Origin of the sequence: Streptomyces sp. NPDC006335 (assembly GCF_040612795.1) — a bacterium.
Lineage (GTDB): Bacteria > Actinomycetota > Actinomycetes > Streptomycetales > Streptomycetaceae > Streptomyces.
Genome location: NZ_JBEXQX010000003.1, coordinates 22,526 through 43,399 on the forward strand (window position 1 = coordinate 22,526; position 20,874 = coordinate 43,399).

Here is a 20,874-nt window from a genome sequence, read left to right on the forward strand (position 1 = left end):
CCCGCGGATTTCCGTACCCACGGGTGAAGACCGGTGCGCGGATGGGAGGATGAGGCGCCATGACAGCAGGGTGGTGCGCACGCACAGTCAGGGCCGCGGTGTTCGCGGCCGTCTGCGTGCTGCTCGCCGCCCTGGGCCACGTCCTCATGTCCGGCGCCGACGTGCCGGGCTGGACACTGGCCGCGGGCCTGGTCGTGACCGGGTGCGCGGGCTGGTGTCTGGCCGGCCGTGAACGCGGGCTGCCGCTGATCGTGGCCGTCGTGGTCGGAGCCCAGACGGCCCTCCACTCGGCGTTCTCCCTCGCACAGCCCACAGCGGCGGCGCAGGACATGGGCGGAATGCACATGGAGTCCATGCACATGAGTGGCATGGACTCCCTCGATACGGCACCCATGGGGACCTCGTCGGGTGTGGGCGCCCTCTCCTTCCTCGTGCCGTTCGGGATGTACGCCGCCCATCTGCTCGCCGCGCTCCTCACCGGCCTGTGGCTGGCGTACGGCGAGCGGGCCGCGTTCCGCATCCTGCGGGCTGTCGCGGCGCGGCTGGTCGCCCCGCTGCGGCTGCTGCTCGCCCTGCCCGCCACCCCGCACCGCCCGCGTCTGCGGGTGCGCCGGCCCCGTTCGCAGCGGGCGCCGCGGCTTCTGCTTCTCGTCCACGCGATCAGCCATCGCGGTCCGCCGCAGGGGATCGCTGTCGCCTGACGACAGCCAGTGCACCGGGCCGCCCCTGCGCGGCCCGGTCATCGGCCGTACGAGCACGCCCGTGTCCACATCCACGTCGGCGCCGTACGGCCGTATCTCCTCGCCGGACCGCCCCGCGCCCCCGCGCGCACAGGCGGCGATCCGGATCACGGCTGACCCGAGAAGGACACCTGGTGATCACTTCCGCCCTGCCCGCCCCGGCCGACCTCCGCGCCCGACGGGAGTCCGCAGACGCCTCCGCCACCGCCTGGGCACTCGCCGCCCGCGCCGGTGACAGCGAGGCCGTCGACCAGTTCGTACGCGCGCTGCACCCTGACGTCCTACGCTATGTCTCCTACCTCTGCGCCGACCCCCAGGCCGTGGACGACCTGGCCCAGGACACGTTTCTGCGGGCGCTCGGCAGCCTGCACCGGTTCGAGGGGCGGTCCTCGGCGCGGGCCTGGCTGCTGTCCATCGCCCGCCGCGCGGTGATCGACGGCTTCCGGCACGCCGCGGCTCGGCCCCGCCGGTACGACGGTGCGGACTGGCAGGACGCGGTGGAGCGGGCCCAGCCCCGGGGCGTGCCCGGGTTCGACGACGGGATAGCGCTGCTGGATCTGCTGGGGGCGTTGTCCGAGGAGCGGCGGGAGGCGTTCGTGCTCACGCAGATGCTGGGGCTGTCGTACCAGGAGGCGGCGGTGGTGAGTGGGTGTCCGGTGGGGACGGTCCGGTCCCGGGTGGCACGCGCCAGGGCGGCGCTGATGGAACTGGCGGTCTGAGGTTCGTGGGCGGCCGCGGCTCTCGTCGCGGCCGCTCGCGCGATTCCCCGCGCCCCCGGGGGGGGGCTCGGTCACCCGGTGTTCCGGAGGTACTGGCCCGCCGCTGCCCCGCCCGACTACTCCGCCGTCGTCTCCGCGGTGATGTCCGGCATCAGCGCGCACATCGCCTGGCGCTGGGCGGGGCCCATGAAGCGCCCGAGGGCCTCCTTGACCGTCTCGGCGAGTGCCTCGGAGGCCTCCTTGAGCAGCCCGCGGGCCTTCTCGGTGAGGGCGACCTCGATGCCCCGCTTGTCGCCGCAGACCGACTTGCGGGTGACCAGACCGGCGTGCTGGAGGCAGGCGATCTGGTAGGTGAGGCGGGTCTTCGGGCGGCCCAGGAGCTCGGCGATCCGGGTCATGCGCACGGCCTGGCCGGGGTCCGCGGCGAGCAGGCACAGGACCAGGAACTCGTCGTGCGAGACGTCCAGCCGTTCCTTGACGACGGAGCGCAGCTCCTGCTCGACGGCTCCCGTCGCGGCCAGCATCAGCATCCATGCGTGCAGCTCAGGGGGCAGGAGTCCACCGGACGTGGCGGGACATTCGGACGGATCGGCCATGCTTCGAGTGTAGCTGTTGTTCAAATTTGGAGTATGAGCTAGCGTGCTGTCATCCAAATTTGGACTACAGGAGTGAGGGATCATGACCGTCGCCGTCGAAACCGGGACCTGGCAGCTCGACCGGACCGCCACCACCGTCGCGCTCAAGCACAGGACGATGTGGGGCCTGGTCACCGTGAAGGGCGCCTTCACCACCGTGGACGGTCAGGGCGAGGTGCGGGCCGACGGGTCCGCCGTCGGCACCGTGACCCTCGACGCCGCCTCCCTCGACACCAAGAACGCCAAGCGCGACGCACACCTGCGCGGGTCCGACTTCTTCGACGTCGAGAACCACCCCGAGATCACCTTCGCGGTGCGCAGCGCCGAACTGCGCGACGGCGACCAGGTGCACGTGATCGGCCAGCTCACCGCGCGCGGCATCAGCCGCCCCCAGTCCTTCACCGCCCGGCTCGCCGACGCGAGCGCGGACGCGCTCACGCTGCACGCCGAGTTCTCGGTGGACCGCGACCAGTTCGGCCTCGGCTGGAACCAGCTCGGCATGATCCGCGGCCTGACCACGGTCACCGCCACGCTCCGCTTCAAGCGGTCGGCAGCGTGACGTAGGTGCTCGACAGCGTCTGCGGCGAGGACGTGAACACCCGGAGCCGGACCCGCTGACCCGCCGTCGGGAGGGCGTACGTCCCCTCGGGCGGCCGCAGTTCGTAGGTCGCCGTCGCGTGGGCGGGCAGCGTGGCCGGACCCCGCAGCACCGAGAAGTACGGGTACATGCCCTGGCCCCGGGTGAGGGTGAAGTGGGGGGTGAGGGCGTCGTCGTCCGTGTTGGTGACCCGCAGGGTCAGACGGGAGAGCGTGCGCGCGTCGTGTCGCACCGAGGTGACCTCCATGCGCAGGGGCGGCGAGCCGGTGGCCGCCAGCGCCGCGCTCGCGAGCGCCGGGCTCAGCAGCAGGACGGCCGCGGCGATCCGCGCCGGACGCCGGTGCGGGCCGGTGAGCCGGCGTGCGAACGGCTGCCAGGCCGCCGCGAACTCGGACGCGGGCGCGGTGACCGCCGCCGCCAGCCACAGCGGGGTCATCATCAGGTAGTACCCGTCCTGAGAACGGGTCGCCAGCCAGAACGCCAGCCACGGCAGCACGGTCGCCGCCGGACCGAGGCGGCGCACGAAGAGCACGAACAGCGCCAGCAGCCCGGCGAGCAGCAGCAGACTCGCGTACCCGTACCAGTCGAGCCGGTCGCTGCCGTCGGTCAGGTACAGCGACACCCCCACCAGACCCTGGCCGTGCAGCACCGCCCCCTGGATGAGCGGCAGCGCGATCCCCTTCAGCCAGGCGACCGGCTGGCTCACGACGAAGTACGTGTTGATCAACAGCCATACGGTGGCGGCGACCCCGGCGAGCCTGAGCACCACCCGGCCCGCCTCACGCCCGCCCAGCTCCCCGCGCCGCACCGCGTAGATCCCGGCGAGCAGGAACGGCGCGAGGAACCACGGCAGTTGCTGCGCCGCGCACGCCGCGCCCAGACAGGCCGCCTGCGCGAGCCCGGCCGGACCCAGCCGCCCGCCCCGGCCGATCCGGGGCCAGCGCACCACCACCGGCACCAGCAGCGCCAACGCCAGGATCGCCGGGTAGCCGAGACGGCCGTACATCGTGATCATCGAGAAGCCGAGGCACGTCATGGTCGCCGCCGACCGCCAGGGCACCGGCAGCAGCCACCACAGCACGACCGTGCCGATCAGCAGCGCGCCCGTGCTCATCGCTATGGCCGGCAGGCCCCCGTGGCCGAGCCAGAGCAGCGGGGCGGTCAGCAGCGGGGCGAGCGGGGGGTAGCCGTACGTGTAGTCGTAGCCGCCCGTCACGGTCGGGGTGAGCGCGATGCCGTCGCCGCCGAAGAGCCAGGGCCAGGGACGGCCGTAGATGCCGTGCCCGGCGACCAGGTCGCGGGCCGCCTGGGCGGTGAGGACGGACTCGTCGGAGCCGCGGTGGAACAGGACGAACGCGCACACGGCGAGCGTCAGACCCGTGACCAGCACGCACAGGTCCACGCGCGCGAGGGACCGCCGGCCGCGCACCACCAGGGCCAGGACCCCGCAGACGAGGATCGAGGCGTAGCAGACCGAGATGACCGCGGCCACGGCGGGCCGGTGGGTGGCCGCCTGGGTCCACACCTCGCGCGTGCCGATGAAGAGGCTGACGTCGGCGAGCAGCGTCAGGACGCGATGCCACTGCGTGGGGGTTTCCGGGGCGGTGGGCACCGCCGGCTGGGTCGGTCGGCCGGGCGCCGACAGTCGGGTATCTGCCAGGAGCACGGCACCGGACGCTAATCGGGCCTGGTGAAGGGCCCTCCGTCGGAGGCCAAGAGTCCGGTGTGAGGGGGGTAAGACCCTTTCGTCCGCGGCTGAGGTCGGGGTGATGTGACCGCCGTGACGGTCGCGGACCGTGTCGCTGTTGGGCCGAACGGGTGACTTGGCGTAAGAATTGGCCGGTGCAGGCAATGAAGGCGAGTCGGAGCGGGGGGAGCCGGTGAACAGGTACGACGTCACCGATGAACAGTGGGAGGGGCTCGCCCAGGTCGTTCCGTTGCGGGGACGGGACGCGTGGCCGTCCGCGGTCGACCACCGGTCCATGCCGGAGGCCGAGACCGAGGCCCGGCGCCGTTTCGTGGTCCTGCGGATCAACGTCTTCGCGGACGCCCGCGAGGTCGCCGAGACCCTGATGGCGGGCATCCCGGTCCTGCTCGACCTCACCAGCGCGGAGACGGAGGTCGCCAAGCGGGTCCTCGACTTCAGTACGGGTGTCGTGTTCGGGCTGGCCAGCGGGATGCACCGGGTGGACCGGAACGTGTTCCTGCTCACCCCGGCCGGGACCGAGGTGACCGGCCTGATGGAGAGCGCGGGGATGCCTGGGGTCTGAGACCGGGGGAGGTTCGCTCGTTCGTAGGAAGGCCGCCGGGGAGGAACGGTTCGCCCGGCGGCGGAGCCCTACGGTCCGGATATGCGCGCGTCCCCCGACTCCTCCGTCGTGCCGGCTCAGTCGGCTCCTCCGCTCACGGAGTTCTCGCCGGGGGGTGGGGGCCGGCCCGACCGGCCCTGCCTCACCGAGCTGCGGCTCTCCGCGTACGCCGGGCACCGGCGGGCCGGACTGCCGCTCGGGCCACTGACTCTGTTCGCCGGACCCAGCGGGAGCGGCAAGACGAGCGCGTTCAGGGCGTACGAGTCACTCGCGCGGCTCGGTGGCGGCGCGAGCCTCGGTGAGGCGTTCCCCCGGCCCGCCGCCTGTGTCCCCGACCGGGCCCGCCCCGACGCGCAGCGCCGCCGCGGTTTCCGGATCGGCTGCACGGCGGACGGGCCCGAGGGTCCGGTCCGGCTCGATGTCGCCGTCCAGGCCGAGCCCGAACTGCGCATCGTGGGGGAGCGGTTGACGTCCGGCGGGCTCGTCCTGCTGGAGACCGCCCTGCGCGACCCCTCCCGCCGGGCCGTGCAGGCCGCCTGGCACACCGCCGGCAGTGCCCCGGTCACCCGTGCTCCGCTCCCGGACGACCGGCTCGGCACCGCTCTCCTGCCGTTGCGCGTGGCAGGCAAGACCGACGGACAGCGGCGCGTCCTCGCCGCCGGCGAGCAGATGGTCGTCGCCCTGCGCTCCGTCTTCGGCTGCGACCCACGGCCCGGACGCATGCGCCTGCCCGTGCCGACCGGCTCCGGACGGCTGCTCGGCGGCTGCGACAACCTCGCCGACGTCCTGTGGCGCACCCGCGCGGAGTGCGGCCGACGGCACGCGCAGCTCGTCGCCGCGGTGCGCGCCGGATGCGCGGGACCGGTCGCCGACGTGCTCGCCGAAGCCGTGCCCGCCGGGACGGTCCGGGCCCTGCTCGACCGCGGGGACGGCAGCCGGACGGAGCTCGGGCGGCTGGGCGACGGCGAGTTGAGGTACCTCGCCCTCGCGACGGTGCTGCTGACCGGGCCCGGGGTGCTGGAGGTCGACCCGGCCGGCGAGGTGCCCGCGGCGATGCAGACGCTCACCGTGCTCGCCGACAACCTCGACCGCGGCCTGGATCCGCGGCAGCGGACCGAACTGCTGCGGCTGGCCGTGCGGATGTGCGACCGCGGACACATCCGGCTCGTCGGCGCGGTCAGCGACGCCTCGTGGGCCGCCGGGACGGACGGGGTCACGGTGGTACACCTGGAGCCGTGACAGAACCTCTCGACGTGGCCAGACTCCAGCGCCGACTGGCCGACTTCGCGGCGGCGCGCGACTGGCAGCCCTACCACACCCCCAAGAACCTCGTCGCCGCGCTCAGCGTGGAGGCCTCCGAACTGGTCGAGATCTTCCAGTGGTTGACCCCGGAGGAGTCGCAGCGGGTCATGGAGGACCCCGATACCGCGCACCGCGTCACGGACGAGATCGCCGACGTACTCGCGTATCTGCTCCAGCTGTGCTCGGTCCTCGGTGTCGATCCGCTGGCCGCGCTGGACGCCAAGATCGACCGCAACGAGCGGCGGTTCCCGGCACCGTGAGGACGGATTCAGTCCACTTTCACTCTGCGTGATGAAAATTGGCTCCGAGACCGATTTGTTGTCCACAATTTTCCGTCTACCTCTGGTTTTTCGTTCCGAGCGAGCTCACTCTGGGTAGTGGACAAGGGAGTTCGGGCGGACGTGCTCGGGGTACGTCTCGACAGACGGGGGCAGCCGATGGACGCGGTGCGGCTCATCGTGACGAGCAGGCGTGCCCTGGCCGGGGGCGGCGAGGCGCCTCAGGTCATGGCGGAGGTGTGGCAGGCGCAGGCCCTGGCCCAGGCGATAGGGAGCCGCCTCGCGGTCGCCGGGCCACCCGAACTGAGGGGCGAGGCCCTGGGGTTGACCGAGCTCGCGGGGCGGGGATGCGGGGTCCTGGAGCGCCCCGACATCGCCCTGGCGGAGTTGCGGGCCGCCCAGCTCACCGAACTGGGCGACGCCCGCCAGGCCCTTCTCTACCTCGGCGGTCTCCTCGGCGAGGTGGGCATAGCCCTGGTCGGTCTCGCCTGCGCGGCGGACGACGAGACGACGTACTGGCAGTGCATGGAGGCGATCGACGCGGCGGACGAGTCGCGGGACCGGGTGCTGCAAATGCTGCGAAGACTGGCGGACCGGGCGGAGGAGTTGCCGGAGGCGGGGTGACGGTGTGATGTGCGGGTGCGACCAGCCCCCGCCAGCCCGCAGCCGACAACTGTCCTCAGCCGACTTCCTCCTCGGCGACACCCCGTTCCCCGGCCCCCTGAAGATCCGCGTCCAACGCCGACAGATCCGCGTTCAGCGCCGCCATCAACTCCTCCATCTGCTGCAGCAACCCCTTCGGCTGCCCAGCCCCCGCAGTCAGCGGCGCGGATTCTTCGGACATGACGGCCTCCTCGGCCCAAGGACCCCGACGAAGGGGCCGACGCGGGTAACGGATCACGCACCGGCGACAACACGCCGGCTCCGCCGACCCAACGATCACCGAAGGAGCCGGTCACTGGCACGGTCAGCCCCCGCCCGCACCGCTGCCGGATTTTCACCCGCCCGGGGACGAGTGGGGCCGCGGGGACCGCTGGGACCACGGCGAACCCCGGCGACGCCGACGGCCTCCCTGGCCCCACGGACGCCTGGATCACCCTCGCCGGCCTCGCCCGCGAGACCAAGCGCATACGCCTCGGCACCCTGATGACCGCCGCCACCTTCCGGCTCCCCGGCGTCCTCGCCATCCAGGTCGCCCAGGTCGACCAGATGTCCGGCGGCCGCGTCGAACTGGGCCTGGGCGCCGGGTGGTTCGAGGAGGAGCACACGGCGTACGGCATCCCGTTCCCCAAGGAGAAGTTCCCCCGCCTGGAAGAGCAGCTGGAGATCGTCACCGGTCTGTGGGCCACCGAGCCCGGCGAGACCTTCGACTTCCACGGCGAGCACTACGAGCTCACGAAGTCGCCCGCGCTGCCCAAGCCCGCCCAGAACAAGATCCCCGTGCTGATCGGCGGCCACGGCAAGACCCGCACCCCGCGTCTCGCCGCCCGCTACGCCGACGAGTTCAACATGCCGTTCGCCTCCCCCGAGGAGAGCGAGACCCAGTTCGGCCGCGTTCGCGCCGCCGCCCAGGAGGCGGGCCGCGCGGCTGACGCGATCACCTTCTCCAACGCCCTCGTGGTCTGCGTCGGCAAGGACGACCAGGAGGTCGCCCGCCGTGCCGCGGCGATCGGCCGCGACGTCGAGGAGCTCAGGGCCAACGGCCTGGCCGGCACCCCCGCCGAGGTCGTCGACAAGATCGGCCGCTACGCCGCCGTGGGCTCCCGCCGGATCTACCTCCAGGTCCTCGACCTCGACGACCTGGACCACCTGGAGCTGATCTCCGCGCAGGTCCAGTCGCAGCTGTAGTAAATCGAAGGCGCTGGTCGGAGCCCCTGTGCGAAGCTGGGGGCGTCGTCCTGCCGAGCCCCCAGGATCATCACCCGTCCTGGGGGCTCGCGCGCGCACGGCACCCCGTACCGTCCACCGGCCGGAGAGGCCACTCGCATGTTTCTGACGATCAGTACCACCGGCACTCCCGAGCGCCCCGCCACCGACCTCGGCTTCCTGCTGCACAAGCATCCCGACAAGGCGCAGGCGTTCTCCACCTCCTACGGCAGGGCGCACGTCCTGTACCCCGAGGCGGACGATCAGCGCTGCACGGCCGCGCTGTTGCTGGAGGTCGACGCGGTGGCGCTGGTCAGGCGCGGCAAGGGCAAGGGACGCGGCGGCGCCCCGGACGCGGCGCTCGCGCAGTACGTCAACGACCGCCCCTACGCGGCCTCCTCGCTGCTCGCGGTGGCGCTGAGCGCGGTCTTCTCCAGCGCGATGCGCGGGGTGTGCAACGCCAAGCCCGAACTGCCGTCGCAGCCACGGCCGTTGCGCATCGAGGTGCCCGCGCTCCCGGCCCGCGGCGGCCCGGATCTCGTACGGAACCTCTTCGAGCCGCTCGGCTGGACCGTGACCGTCGACGCGGTCGCGCTGGACACCGAGTTCCCGGAGTGGGGCGATTCGCGGTACGTCCGCCTCGAACTGGAGTCCACGCGGCTCACCGTCGCCGAGGCCCTGCGCCACCTGTACGTCCTGCTCCCCGTCCTCGACGACGCCAAGCACTACTGGGTGGCCCCCGACGAGGTCGACAAGCTGCTCAGGGCGGGTGAGGGCTGGCTGCCCGAGCACCCGGAGCAGAAGCTGATCACCAGCCGCTATCTGTCCCGCCGCTGGTCGCTGACGCGTGAGGCGATGGAACGCCTGGAGCTGGTGCGGCTCGCCGAGGCCGACGACAGCGAGGTCGAGGACCTCGACAACGCCGTCGAGGCGGAGACCGAGACCGAGGAGAAGCCGACCCCGCTCGCCGTCCAGCGCCGCGAGGCCATCCTGGAGGCGCTGCGCGCCGCCGGTGCAGCCCGCGTCCTCGACCTCGGATGCGGACAGGGCCAGTTGGTGCAGGCGCTGCTCAAGGACCCGAAGTTCACCGAGATCGTCGGCGTCGACGTGTCGGTGCGGGCGCTCACCATCGCCTCCCGCCGGCTGAAGCTGGACCGCATGGGGGAGCGGATGGCCTCGCGTGTCCAGCTCTTCCAGGGCTCCCTGGCGTACACCGACAAGCGGCTCAAGGGGTACGACGCCGCCGTGCTCAGCGAGGTCATCGAGCACCTCGACCTGCCCCGGCTGCCCGCCCTGGAGTACGCGGTGTTCGGCGCGGCTCGCCCCCGGACCGTCCTCGTGACGACCCCGAACGTCGAGTACAACGTCCGCTGGGAGTCGCTCCCGGCCGGACACGTCCGCCACGGCGACCACCGCTTCGAGTGGACGCGCGAGGAGTTCCGCGCCTGGGCCTCGTCGGTGGCCGAACGGCACGGCTACGACGTGGAGTTCACGCCCGTGGGACCGGACGACCCGGAGGTCGGGCCGCCCACCCAGATGGCAGTTTTCGCATTGCGTACAGCCGTGATCGGGACCGAGAAGGAGGCGAAGGCGGCATGACCGAGACCCAGCGCACGGGGCGGACTCTCCCCGTCACCGACCTCTCCCTCGTCGTCCTCGTCGGCGCCTCCGGTTCCGGCAAGTCCACCTTCGCCCGAAGGCACTTCAAGCCGACCGAGGTGATCTCCTCGGACTTCTGCCGTGGCCTGGTCTCCGACGACGAGAACGACCAGGGCGCGACCAAGGACGCCTTCGACGTCCTGCACTACATCGCGGGCAAGCGCCTGGCCGCCGGCCGCCGCACGGTCGTCGACGCGACCAGCGTGCAGTCCGACTCCCGGCGCCAGCTCATCGACCTGGCCAAGAAGTACGACGTGTTGCCGATCGCCATCGTGCTGGACGTGCCGGAGGAGGTGTGCGCCGAGCGCAACGCCGGCCGCACCGACCGGGCCGACATGCCGGTCCGGGTCATCAAGCGCCACATCCGCGAACTGCGCCGCTCGGTACGCCACTTGGAGCGCGAGGGCTTCCGCAAGGTGCACGTCCTGCGCGGGGTCGAGGACATCGAGCACGCCACCGTCGTCACCGAGAAGCGCTTCAACGACCTGACCCACCTCACCGGCCCCTTCGACATCGTCGGCGACATCCACGGCTGTGCCGCCGAACTCGAGTCGCTGCTGGGCAAGTTGGGCTACGTCGACGGCGTCCACCCCGAGGGCCGTACCGCGGTCTTCGTCGGTGACCTCGTCGACCGCGGTCCGGACAGCCCCGGTGTGCTGCGCCGCGTGATGTCGATGGTCAGGTCGGGCAACGCGCTGTGCGTGCCGGGCAACCACGAGAACAAGTACGGCCGTTACCTCAAGGGCCGCAAGGTCCAGCACACCCATGGCCTCGCGGAGACCATCGAGCAGATGGAGAGCGTCTCGGACGAGTTCCGGGCCGAGGTGCGGGAGTTCATCGACGGACTGGTCAGCCACTACGTCCTCGACGGCGGCCGCCTGGTCGTCTGCCACGCCGGTCTGCCGGAGAAGTACCACGGCCGCACCTCCGGCCGGGTCCGTTCGCACGCCCTGTACGGCGACACCACCGGGGAGACCGACGAGTTCGGGCTGCCGGTGCGCTACCCGTGGGCGGAGGACTACCGGGGCCGGGCGGCCGTGGTCTACGGCCACACTCCGGTTCCGGAGGCGACCTGGCTCAACAACACCATCTGCCTGGACACCGGCGCGGTCTTCGGCGGCAAGCTCACGGCGCTGCGCTGGCCGGAGCGGGAGCTGGTCGACGTACCGGCGGAGCGGGTCTGGTACGAGCCGGTCAAGCCGCTGAAGTCCGAAGCGCCCGGTGGGCACGACGGGCGGCCGCTCGACCTGGCCGACGTGCACGGCCGCAGGGCGGTCGAGACCCGGCACCAGGGCCGGGTGGCGGTCCGCGAGGAGAACGCGGCCGCGGCCCTGGAGGTCATGAGCCGCTTCGCGGTGGACCCGCGGCTGCTGCCGTACCTGCCGCCGACCATGGCACCGACGGCGACCTCGCGGGTCGAAGGGTTCCTGGAGCACCCGGCGGAGGCGTTCGCGCAGTACGCCGGGGACGGGGTCGAGCGGGTCGTGTGCGAGGAGAAGCACATGGGCTCGCGGGCGGTGGCCCTGGTGTGCCGGGACGCCGAGACGGCCCGCAGGCGCTTCGGCGTCGACGGCCCGACCGGCTCCCTGTACACCCGCACCGGACGCCCCTTCTTCGACGACGAGTCGGTGACGGAGGCGATCCTCGACCGCCTGCGGACGGCGATCGGCGAGGCCGGCCTGTGGGACGAACTCGACACGGACTGGCTGCTGTTGGACGCCGAGCTGATGCCGTGGTCGCTGAAGGCGGCGGGTCTGCTGCGGTCGCAGTACGCGGCCGTCGGCGCCGCGTCCGGCGCGGTGTTCCCGGGTGCGCTGGCCGCGCTCCAGGGTGCCGCGGACCGGGGCGTGGACGTCTCGGACCTGCTGGCCCGCCAGCGCGAACGGGCCGACGCGGCAAGCGCGTTCACCGACGCGTACCGCCGCTACTGCTGGACCACGGACGGCCTGGACGGCGTCCGCCTGGCCCCGTTCCAGATCCTCGCGGTCCAGGGCCGCAGCCTCGCCGGGCTCCCGCACGACGAGCAACTGGCCCTGCTGGACCGCCTGGTGGAGCACGACGGCACGGGCCTGCTCCAGACCACCCGGCGCCTCTACGTCGACACAGGTGACCCGGAGTCGGTGCGGGCGGGCGTCGACTGGTGGCTGGAGATGACCGGCCGCGGCGGCGAGGGCATGGTCGTCAAGCCGCTCGGCGCGCTGGTCCGCGACACGGAGGGCCGCCTGGTCCAGCCCGGCATCAAGTGCCGCGGCCGGGAGTACCTGCGGATCATCTACGGTCCCGAGTACACCCGTCCGGAGAACCTCGACCGCCTGCGCAAGAGGTTCCTGAACCACAAGCGCTCTCTCGCGATCCGCGAGTACGCCCTCGGCCTGGAGGCCCTGGACCGGCTGGCGGAGGGCGAGCCGCTGTGGCGGGTGCACGAGGCGGTGTTCGGGGTGCTGGCGCTGGAGTCGGAGCCGGTCGACCCACGGCTGTGAGCCCTGGGCCGGGTCGAGCGGGGTGAGGGGGTGAGGGGGCGACCCATCGGTCACCCCCTCACCCCACCAGTCGCAACCGCTCCCCGCACACCCCCACCTCCACCGTCTGCCCCCACGTCAGCTCCACCGCGTCCCCCTCCATCCCGTCCCCGAAGGCGATCAGCCGTTCGGACTCGACGGTGAGGCGGAGGCGGGCGGGGGCGGGGAGTTCGCCGGCGGTCAGGGAGGTGCCGGTGGCCGGGGAGGGCCAGGCCTCGCGGACGTACCAGAGCAGGCGGTTCTCCGTCGGGGCCGGCAGCCGCAGGGCACCGCCCCGCTCCTGCCACACGGAGCGGAGCCAGCCCGTGGCCCCCGTCCCCGTCCCCACCAGCACCCCGGAGGATGCCTGGGCCTCGACGACACCCCCGTCGCCCTCCAGGCCCAGGCGGTATCTGGCCGTCTGGTGTCCGGCGGCGCCCAGGTAGATCTCGTTGAGGGCGACCAGCCGTTGCGTGTCGTCGGCGACAGCCTCGACCATCGTCAACTCGTCGACGCTCGCCCCGGCCGCCGTCAGCAACTTCGCTGTGTCCCGCGGGCGGTGGCGTACCAGCACGCCCGGGTTGCGGCCGGGCTCTGTGTCGATGCCCAGCACCGGTTGGCCGGACAGGTACTTGGCCACGTTCGCCACCAGACCGTCCTGGCCGACCACGACGACCACGTCCTCGGGGGCGAACAGGAAGCGGTCCAGGTCGGCCCGCTCCACCCGGGCCTGACGCCAGGTCAGGGGAATCGCGGAGGTCACCTCGGCGAGCGCCCGGCGGGTGCGCTCATGGCGTTCGGCGACCTCCCCGATGTCCCGGCCCCGGGAGGCGAGGAAGAAGGCGGCCTGGCCGTGGGTGCCGTGGTGGGCCACCAACTCCTCGTACTCCGTGGTGCGGTGAACCAGGACGGCCCGTGGGGCGAGACTCACTGCGGCTCCCGCGCGCCCAGCTTGGCCAGGAGCCCCGTCAGCACGTCCGGGGAGATCGTCACGCTGTCGATGTGCGGCAGGTTCTCCGCGAGCCGGGTCCCGGTGAGGGCGTGCAGGGTGGCGACGTCGACGTCCTCGTGCACCTTCAGCCAGGCGGCCTGGGCCTGGGCCTTCGCGTCGCCGACCGCGCGCGCTCCCTCGGCCTCCGCGCGGGCCAGCCGTACCGAACGTGTCGCCTCCGCCTCGGCCCGTACCGCGTCCGCGGCCGCGTGCTCCTCCGCCTCCCGGCGGGCGTTGGTGCCGCGCTGCTCCACCAACTGCTCCTCGCGGCGGGCGAGTTCGATCTGGCTGGCCAGTTCGTTCTCGGCGATGGTCCGCTCGCGCTCCACGGCGACGGCCCGCCGTTCGTAGGTCGCCCGGTCGGCCTCCTGCTGGATCTGTTCGCGGGCCGGGGTGCGCAGGGCCCGTTCCACCTCCGGTTCGGGTCTCAGGGCCATCACGCGGACGGCGACCACCTCGATGCCGGTGGCCGGCAGCCGGGGCTCGGCGTCCAGGCCCGCCGCGACCCGCTCGCGCACCGCCGCCACCCCGTCCACCAGAGCCGAGGACAGGGGGGTGCGGGCCAGTACGTCGAGCGCGTGCTGCTGGGCCGTCTCCGTGAGCAGCGTGCCCAGCTGCTCCAGGGGCGCGCCCCGCCACACACCGGTGTCCGGGTCGATGGAGAAGTCCAGGCGGGCGGCGGCGAGGGCCGGGTCGCCGATCCGGTAGGTCACCGTCGCCTGCACCGCCACGTCCTGGAAGTCGGACGTACGGGCATGGAAGGTCATGGCCAACTCGCGGTCGTCCACCGGGACTTCGGAGAGCGCGGCCGTCAGTGCGCGGAACCAGAAGCTGAGCCCCGGACCGTCGTGCAGCAGTCTGCCGCCGCGGTGGTGCCGGATGTGCGCCGTGGGCGCACCGCGCAGATGGCGCCAACCGAGGCGCCGGGTGATGTCGGCCATCGAGCCCCCTCTTTTCGTCTGTCAGACGATAACCCTGGGACGGAATTGTCGTCAAGGGGACGAGAACAAGAAAGCCGGGCGGACGGAGGGGTCAAGAGGTCCCCCGTTGGTCAGGATGGAGGCATGGGATTCCATGTCGACTCCGAGGCCGGGCGGCTCAGCCGCGTCATCCTGCACCGGCCGGATCTCGAGCTCAAAAGGCTCACCCCCAGCAACAAGGACGCACTCCTCTTCGACGACGTGCTGTGGGTGCGCCGGGCGCGCGCCGAGCACGACGGCTTCGCCGACGTCCTGCGCGACCGCGGTGTCGCCGTGCACCTCTTCGGCGACCTGCTCACCGAGGCCCTGGAGGTTCCGGCGGCCCGCTCCCTCGTGCTCGACCGCGTCTTCGACGAGAAGGAGTACGGCCCGCTGGCCACCGACCACCTCCGCGCCTCCTTCGAGGCGCTGCCCGCCGGGGAACTCGCGGAGGCCCTCGTCGGCGGGATGACCAAGCGGGAGTTCCTGGAGGCGCACCCGGAGCCGACCTCCGTGCGCTTCCACGTCATGGACCTCGACGACTTCCTCCTCGCCCCGCTGCCCAACCACCTCTTCACCCGGGACACCTCCGCCTGGATATACGACGGGGTCGCCGTCAACGCCATGCGCTGGCCGGCCCGTCAGCGCGAGACCGTCCACTTCGAGGCGATCTACCGCCACCACCCGCTCTTCCGCGACGAGACCTTCCACATCTGGTCGGAGGGGCAGGCCGACTACCCGTCCACCATCGAGGGCGGGGACGTCCTGGTCATCGGCAACGGCGCCGTCCTCATCGGCATGAGCGAGCGGACCACGCCCCAGGCGGTCGAGATGCTCGCGCACAAGCTCTTCGCCGAGGGCTCCGCGCAGTCGATCGTGGCCCTCGACATGCCGAAACGGCGGGCCTTCATGCACCTCGACACCGTGATGACGATGGTCGACGGCGACACCTTCACCCAGTACGCCGGGCTCGGCATGCTCCGGTCGTACACCATCGAGCCGGGCGTCGGCGACAAGGAGCTCAAGGTCACCGACCACCCGCCGGAGCACATGCACCGCGCGATCGCCGCCGCGCTCGGGCTGAGCGAGATCCGGGTCCTGACCGCCACCCAGGACGTGCACGCGGCCGAGCGCGAGCAGTGGGACGACGGCTGCAACGTCCTCGCCGTCGAGCCGGGTGTCGTCGTCGCCTACGAGCGCAACGCCACCACCAACACCCATCTGCGCAAGCAGGGCATCGAGGTCATCGAGATCCCGGGCAGCGAGCTGGGGCGGGGGAGGGGTGGCCCGCGCTGCATGAGCTGTCCGGTGGAGAGGGCGGCCGTATAGAAAAGGGGGTCTGTATAGAAATGCTGAACATCGTATAGACTTCCAGCGTCCTGTTCCCGTCCCTCTGGAGCGCCCCCATGGCGACTGTCCCCACCGCCCTCGCCGGGCGCCACTTCCTCAAGGAGCTCGACTTCACGGCGGAGGAGTTCCTCGGCCTCGTCGAGCTGGCCGCCGAGCTGAAGGCCGCGAAGAAGGCCGGGACCGAGACGCGCCACCTGAGCGGGAAGAACATCGCGCTGATCTTCGAGAAGACCTCGACCCGCACCCGCTGCGCCTTCGAGGTCGCGGCCGCGGACCAGGGCGCCTCGACGACCTACCTGGACCCGTCCGGCTCGCAGATCGGGCACAAGGAGTCCGTGCGCGACACCGCGCGCGTGCTCGGCCGGATGTACGACGGGATCGAGTACCGCGGGGACAGCCAGCAGAAGGTGGAGGAGCTGGCCGCGTACGCCGGCGTGCCCGTGTACAACGGGCTCACCGACGACTGGCACCCCACCCAGATGCTGGCCGACGTGCTGACGATGACCGAGCACACCGCCAAGCCGGTCCGGGAGATCGTCTTCGCCTACCTCGGTGACGCGCGGTTCAACATGGGCAACTCGTACCTGGTCACCGGTGCCCTGCTGGGCATGGACGTGCGGATCGTCGCGCCGAAGGCCTACTGGCCCGCGCAGGACGTCGTCGAGCGGGCCCGCGCGCTCGCCGTGGACAGCGGGGCGCGGATCACCCTCACCGAGTCGCTGGAGGAAGGCGTGCGGGGGGCGGACTTCGTCGCCACCGACGTCTGGGTCTCCATGGGGGAGCCCAAGGACGTGTGGGACGAGCGGATCACCGCGCTGTCGCCGTACGCGGTGACCATGGACGTGCTGCGGGCCACGGGGAACGCGGACGTCAGGTTCCTGCACTGCCTGCCCGCCTTCCACGACCTCGGGACGAAGGTGGGGCAGGAGATCTTCGACACCCACGGGCTGGAGTCCCTGGAGGTCACGGACGAGGTGTTCGAGTCGGCGCACTCGGTCGTGTTCGACGAGGCGGAGAACCGTCTGCACACGATCAAGGCCGTGCTGGTGGCGACGCTGGCCTGAGCGTCACGCCGGGTGCCGCACCGGGGCGGCACCGGGCCCTGTCGTCACGCCGGGTGCCATTGCGGCGGCACCACCGGCAGCCGGAACCACACCGCCTTGCCGGTCTCGGTCGGGCGGTGCCCGCACGACGAGCTGAGCGCCCTGATCAGCAGCAGTCCGCGGCCGTGCTCCTGCCAGGGGTCGGGCTCCCCGGCGTTCGGCTGGGTGAGGTGACCCGGGGGTGCCGGGTCCGGGTCGTGCACCTCCACCTGGCAGCCGGTCGGCAGCAGCTCCACGACCAGCTCTATCGGGGTGTCGCCGGCCGTGTGCTCCACGGCGTTCGCCACCAGTTCGGCCGTCAGCAGCTCCGCGGTGTCGCAGTCCGCCCCGTGCTCCAGCTCGGCCAGCGCGGTGCGGACCAGAGCACGCGCCACGGGCACGGCCGCGGCGGAATGCGGCAGCGCGATGCGCCAGGAGGCGGAGGCTGAGGGGCGATCTTGCAAGGCGGGTCCGTTCATGAGCAGGCTGTCCTGCTTTCAACCGTATGAATGGTACGGCGCCGTCGGCAGGGTCCTCCGGCGGGCTCCGTACGGGACCTTCGGCCCCGTCGGCAGGCGGCTTACCCGTAGCAACGGCTTGCCTCGCACGACCGATCCCGCCGTTGCCGGTCTGTCGACGAGCCGTGACGGATGTGACGGGGCCAGGTCACCCGCGCATGCTTATATCGCGCACTCGTGACGACAGTTAAAGATGGGTGATAGCTTCGAAGGGCAGAGCGCACCTCGAACCTCGCACCCAGCCCGAGCACGAGGAGGCCGCACGGACATGAGCCCCTTCACCGGCTCCACCGCCCGCACCCCCGACTGGCAGCACCTGCGCGTCGACCTCACCGACGGCGTCGCCACGGTCACCCTCGCCCGCCCCGACAAGCTCAACGCGCTCACCTTCGGCGCCTACGCCGACCTGCGCGACCTGCTCGCCGAACTGTCCCGCGAGCGTTCCGTGCGAGCCCTGGTCCTGGCCGGCGAGGGCCGCGGGTTCTGCTCCGGCGGTGACGTCGACGAGATCATCGGCGCGACCCTCGCCATGGACACCGCCCAGCTCCTCGACTTCAACCGGATGACGGGCCAGGTGGTGCGGGCCGTACGGGAGTGCCCGTTCCCGGTGATCGCGGCCGTGCACGGGGTGGCGGCGGGCGCGGGTGCGGTCCTCGCCCTGGCCGCCGACTTCCGGGTGGCCGACCCCTCGGCCCGCTTCGCCTTCCTCTTCACCCGGGTCGGACTGTCCGGCGGAGACATGGGCGCGGCCTATCTGCTGCCCCGCGTGGTCGGCCTCGGCCACGCCACCCGCCTGCTCATGCTCGGCGAACCGGTCCGGGCCGCCGAGGCCGAACGCATCGGCCTGATCAGCGAACTGACGGCGGAAGGCGGCGCGGACGAGGCCGCCCGGGCGCTGGCACACCGCCTGGCCGAGGGCCCGGCCCTCGCGTACGCCCAGACGAAGGCGCTGCTCACGGCCGAGCTGGACATGCCGCTCGCGGCCGCGGTGGAACTGGACGCCTCGACCCAGGCCCTGCTGATGAACGGCGAGGACTACCGGGAGTTCCACGCGGCGTTCACGGAGAAGAGGCCGCCGAAATGGAGCGGACGGTGAGCCCCCTGCGGGTGGCCGTCGTCGGCGGTGGCCCGGGCGGGCTCTACGCGGCCGCCCTGCTGAAACGCCTCGACCCGGCCCGCGAGATCACCGTATGGGAACGCAACGCCCCCGACGACACCTTCGGCTTCGGCGTGGTCCTCTCCGACGAGACCCTCGGCGGCATCGAGCACGCGGACCCCGTGGTCTACGAGGCGATGCGGTCCGACTTCGTCCGCTGGGACGACATCGACATCGTGCACCGGGGAGTACGCCACACCTCCGGAGGCCACGGCTTCGCCGCACTGGGCCGCAAGCGGCTCCTGGAGATACTGCACAGCCGGTGCCGCGCTCTCGGCGTGGACCTTCGCTTCCGCACCGAGGCGCCCTCCGGCCTGTCGCACTCGCACGACCTCGTCATCGCCGCCGACGGAGTCAACAGCACCACACGCGCGGCCCACTCCCATGTGTTCCGCCCCCATGTGACCCCGCACCACTGCCGGTACATCTGGCTCGCCGCCGACTTCGCCTTCGACGCCTTCCGGTTCGAGATCGCCGAGACCGAGCACGGCGTGATGCAACTCCACGGCTACCCCTATGCGGCCGACGCCTCCACCGTGATCATCGAGATGCGCGAGGAGGTCTGGCGGGCCGCCGGCTTCGACGAGGTCCCCGCGCAGGAGTCGACAGAGAGCTGCGCGAAGATCTTCGCGGAGGCCCTTCGCGGCCGCTCCCTGCGCTCCAACAACTCCACGTGGACCACCTTCCGCACCGTGGTCAACGAACACTGGTCGCACGGCAACACCGTGCTGCTCGGAGACGCGGCCCACACGGCCCACTTCTCCATCGGCTCCGGCACCAAGCTCGCCGTGGAGGACGCCCTCGCCCTGGCCGCCTGTCTTGAGGAACAGCCCTCCCTGGAAGGGGCGTTGGCGGCCTACGAGGCGGAGCGCAAACCCGTCGTCGCCTCCACCCAGCGCGCCGCCCGCGCCAGCCTGGAGTGGTTCGAGGACCTCGGCCGCTACCTCGACCAGCCGCCCCGCCAGTTCGCCTTCAACCTGCTCACCCGCAGCCGCCGGGTCACCCACGACAACCTGCGCCTGCGCGACCCCCGCTTCACCGGCGCCGTGGAACGCGAGTTCGGCTGCCCGCCGGACACGCCCCCGATGTTCACCCCGTTCCGGCTGCGCGGTCTGACCCTGCGCAACCGGGTCGTGGTGTCGCCGATGGACATGTACTCCGCCATCGACGGCGTCCCCGGCGACTTCCACCTGGTCCACCTGGGCGCCCGGGCTCTCGGCGGCGCCGGGCTGGTGATGACCGAGATGGTGTGCGTCTCGCCCGAGGGCCGCATCACGCCCGGCTGCACCGGCCTCTACAACGGCAGACAGGCCGAGGCCTGGAAGCGGATCACGAACTTCGTGCACGCGCGGTCGCCGGGCACCGCGATCGGCGTGCAGCTCGGCCACAGCGGCCGCAAGGGCTCGACCAAGCTGATGTGGGAGGGCATCGACGAACCGCTGCCCGAGGGCAACTGGCCGGTCGTGGCGCCGTCCCCGATCCCGTACAAGCCCTCCAACCAGACCCCGCGCGAGCTCAGCCGTGCCCAACTTACCGACATCCGCGAGCAGTTCACGCAGGCCGCCGGGCGGGCCGCCCGAGCCGGCTTCGACCTCCTCGAACTCCACTGCGCCCACGGCTACCTGCTCTCCGGCTTCCTCTCCCCGCTGACCAACCGGCGCACGGACGCCTACGGCGGCTCGCTCGCCAAGCGCCTGCGCTTCCCGCTCGAAGTCTTCGACGCCGTCAGGGCGGTGTGGCCGCAGGAACGGCCCATGACCGTCCGCATCTCCGCCACCGACTGGGCCGAGGGCGGCAACACGGCCGAGGACGCCGTCGAGATCGCCCGCGCCTTCGCCGCGCACGGCGCCGACGCGATCGACGTGTCGACGGGGCAGGTCGTGGCCGAGGAGCACCCGGAGTACGGGCGCTCGTACCAGACGCCGTACGCCGACCGGATCCGCCACGAGACCGGCGTGCCGGTGATCGCGGTCGGCGCCATCTCCTCCTGGGACGACGTCAACTCACTGATCCTGGCCGGGCGTACGGACCTGTGCGCGCTGGCCCGACCGCATCTCTACGACCCGCACTGGACCCTGCACGCCGCCGCCGAGCAGGGGTACGACGGCCCCGGCGTCGTCTGGCCCGACCCGTACCGCGCGGGCAGCCGACGGCCGCAGACCGGGCGTACCGACGCTCCCAGGCCCCGGCTCACGCTGGGGAGTTGAGATGGTC

19 protein-coding genes and 1 pseudogene are annotated in these 20,874 nt (G+C 72.1%); 14 read left to right on the forward strand and 6 right to left on the reverse strand.

The features are described from left to right. Positions 1-59 precede the first annotated feature (59 nt). The gene (locus ABZ098_RS10935; protein WP_356589448.1) at positions 60-701 is read left to right on the forward strand and encodes a hypothetical protein; all 642 of its coding nucleotides are present in this window, start codon (positions 60-62) and stop codon (positions 699-701) included. A gap of 173 nt (positions 702-874) precedes the next feature. Continuing rightward, entirely contained in the window at positions 875-1,459 is a 585-nt protein-coding gene (locus ABZ098_RS10940; RefSeq protein WP_356589450.1) for a sigma-70 family RNA polymerase sigma factor, read from the forward strand. A gap of 116 nt (positions 1,460-1,575) precedes the next feature. Here ABZ098_RS10940 and ABZ098_RS10945 read toward each other — a convergent pair whose 3' ends face one another. After that, positions 1,576-2,055 carry a MarR family transcriptional regulator gene (locus ABZ098_RS10945; protein ID WP_356589452.1) on the reverse strand — a complete coding sequence of 160 codons (480 nt, stop codon included), beginning with the start codon at positions 2,053-2,055 and terminating at the stop codon, positions 1,576-1,578. Positions 2,056-2,137: 82 nt separating this feature from the next. On the opposite strand from ABZ098_RS10945, the gene ABZ098_RS10950 reads away from it, so the two are divergent. After that, positions 2,138-2,653, forward strand: coding sequence for a YceI family protein (locus ABZ098_RS10950; RefSeq protein ID WP_356589454.1), 516 nt, complete (start codon positions 2,138-2,140; stop codon positions 2,651-2,653). Here the strand turns inward: ABZ098_RS10950 and ABZ098_RS10955 are convergent. Continuing rightward, positions 2,634-4,304: a hypothetical protein gene (locus ABZ098_RS10955; protein WP_356590486.1), complete on the reverse strand. Its 1,671-nt coding sequence runs from the start codon at positions 4,302-4,304 to the stop codon at positions 2,634-2,636. The genes ABZ098_RS10950 and ABZ098_RS10955 overlap by 20 nt on opposite strands. 268 nt (positions 4,305-4,572) lie before the next feature. Here ABZ098_RS10955 and ABZ098_RS10960 point away from each other — a divergent pair, with 268 nt between their 5' ends. The 4 genes from ABZ098_RS10960 to ABZ098_RS10975 all read left to right on the forward strand — a co-directional run bounded on the left by ABZ098_RS10960 (position 4,573) and on the right by ABZ098_RS10975 (position 7,205). Further along, positions 4,573-4,962, forward strand: a complete 390-nt coding sequence (locus ABZ098_RS10960) for a cell division protein SepF (protein ID WP_356589456.1) — start codon at positions 4,573-4,575, stop codon at positions 4,960-4,962. A gap of 81 nt (positions 4,963-5,043) precedes the next feature. Continuing rightward, the gene (locus ABZ098_RS10965) at positions 5,044-6,240 is read left to right on the forward strand and encodes an ATP-binding protein (RefSeq protein WP_356589458.1); all 1,197 of its coding nucleotides are present in this window, start codon (positions 5,044-5,046) and stop codon (positions 6,238-6,240) included. After that, positions 6,237-6,563: a nucleotide pyrophosphohydrolase gene (locus tag ABZ098_RS10970; RefSeq protein ID WP_356589460.1), complete on the forward strand. Its 327-nt coding sequence runs from the start codon at positions 6,237-6,239 to the stop codon at positions 6,561-6,563. Before ABZ098_RS10965 ends, ABZ098_RS10970 begins: the two co-directional genes overlap by 4 nt. A 177-nt stretch (positions 6,564-6,740) precedes the next feature. Beyond that, positions 6,741-7,205: a DUF6099 family protein gene (locus ABZ098_RS10975; protein ID WP_356590488.1), complete on the forward strand. Its 465-nt coding sequence runs from the start codon at positions 6,741-6,743 to the stop codon at positions 7,203-7,205. 55 nt (positions 7,206-7,260) lie between these two features. Here ABZ098_RS10975 and ABZ098_RS10980 read toward each other — a convergent pair whose 3' ends face one another. Next, on the reverse strand, positions 7,261-7,425 hold the full coding sequence (locus ABZ098_RS10980; RefSeq protein WP_356589462.1) for a hypothetical protein: 165 nt from the start codon (positions 7,423-7,425) through the stop codon (positions 7,261-7,263). A 218-nt stretch (positions 7,426-7,643) separates the two neighbouring features. On the opposite strand from ABZ098_RS10980, the pseudogene ABZ098_RS10985 reads away from it, so the two are divergent. From ABZ098_RS10985 to ABZ098_RS10995, 3 genes and pseudogenes are all read left to right on the forward strand, one after another. Beyond that, positions 7,644-8,429, forward strand: a pseudogene (locus ABZ098_RS10985) (TIGR03560 family F420-dependent LLM class oxidoreductase); the annotation flags it as partial. 138 nt (positions 8,430-8,567) lie between these two features. Next, complete coding sequence (locus ABZ098_RS10990) at positions 8,568-10,046, forward strand: 3' terminal RNA ribose 2'-O-methyltransferase Hen1 (protein ID WP_356589464.1); 1,479 nt, start codon at positions 8,568-8,570, stop codon at positions 10,044-10,046. Further along, a complete protein-coding gene (locus tag ABZ098_RS10995; protein ID WP_356589466.1) occupies positions 10,043-12,586 on the forward strand; it encodes a polynucleotide kinase-phosphatase in 2,544 nt (847 codons plus the stop codon). Before ABZ098_RS10990 ends, ABZ098_RS10995 begins: the two co-directional genes overlap by 4 nt. Positions 12,587-12,644: 58 nt before the next feature. Here the strand turns inward: ABZ098_RS10995 and ABZ098_RS11000 are convergent, their stop codons facing one another. Beyond that, positions 12,645-13,535, reverse strand: coding sequence for a hypothetical protein (locus ABZ098_RS11000; protein ID WP_356589468.1), 891 nt, complete (start codon positions 13,533-13,535; stop codon positions 12,645-12,647). After that, the gene (locus ABZ098_RS11005) at positions 13,532-14,536 is read right to left on the reverse strand and encodes an SPFH domain-containing protein (protein WP_356589470.1); all 1,005 of its coding nucleotides are present in this window, start codon (positions 14,534-14,536) and stop codon (positions 13,532-13,534) included. The genes ABZ098_RS11000 and ABZ098_RS11005 overlap by 4 nt, the downstream gene beginning before the upstream one ends. A gap of 123 nt (positions 14,537-14,659) precedes the next feature. Here ABZ098_RS11005 and ABZ098_RS11010 point away from each other — a divergent pair, with 123 nt between their 5' ends. Next, positions 14,660-15,883: an arginine deiminase gene (locus ABZ098_RS11010; protein ID WP_356589472.1), complete on the forward strand. Its 1,224-nt coding sequence runs from the start codon at positions 14,660-14,662 to the stop codon at positions 15,881-15,883. A 77-nt stretch (positions 15,884-15,960) separates the two neighbouring features. Further along, a complete protein-coding gene (gene argF, locus ABZ098_RS11015) occupies positions 15,961-16,968 on the forward strand; it encodes an ornithine carbamoyltransferase (protein ID WP_356589474.1) in 1,008 nt (335 codons plus the stop codon). A 44-nt stretch (positions 16,969-17,012) separates the two neighbouring features. Here argF and ABZ098_RS11020 read toward each other — a convergent pair whose 3' ends face one another. Further along, entirely contained in the window at positions 17,013-17,465 is a 453-nt protein-coding gene (locus tag ABZ098_RS11020; RefSeq protein ID WP_356589476.1) for an ATP-binding protein, read from the reverse strand. Between the two features lie 307 nt (positions 17,466-17,772). Here ABZ098_RS11020 and ABZ098_RS11025 point away from each other — a divergent pair, with 307 nt between their 5' ends. Together ABZ098_RS11025 and ABZ098_RS11030 are read left to right on the forward strand one after the other, a co-directional pair. Beyond that, the gene (locus ABZ098_RS11025; protein WP_356589478.1) at positions 17,773-18,600 is read left to right on the forward strand and encodes an enoyl-CoA hydratase family protein; all 828 of its coding nucleotides are present in this window, start codon (positions 17,773-17,775) and stop codon (positions 18,598-18,600) included. Beyond that, positions 18,585-20,867, forward strand: coding sequence for a bifunctional salicylyl-CoA 5-hydroxylase/oxidoreductase (locus ABZ098_RS11030; RefSeq protein ID WP_356589480.1), 2,283 nt, complete (start codon positions 18,585-18,587; stop codon positions 20,865-20,867). The genes ABZ098_RS11025 and ABZ098_RS11030 overlap by 16 nt, the downstream gene beginning before the upstream one ends. The last annotated feature ends 7 nt before the right edge of the window (positions 20,868-20,874 follow it).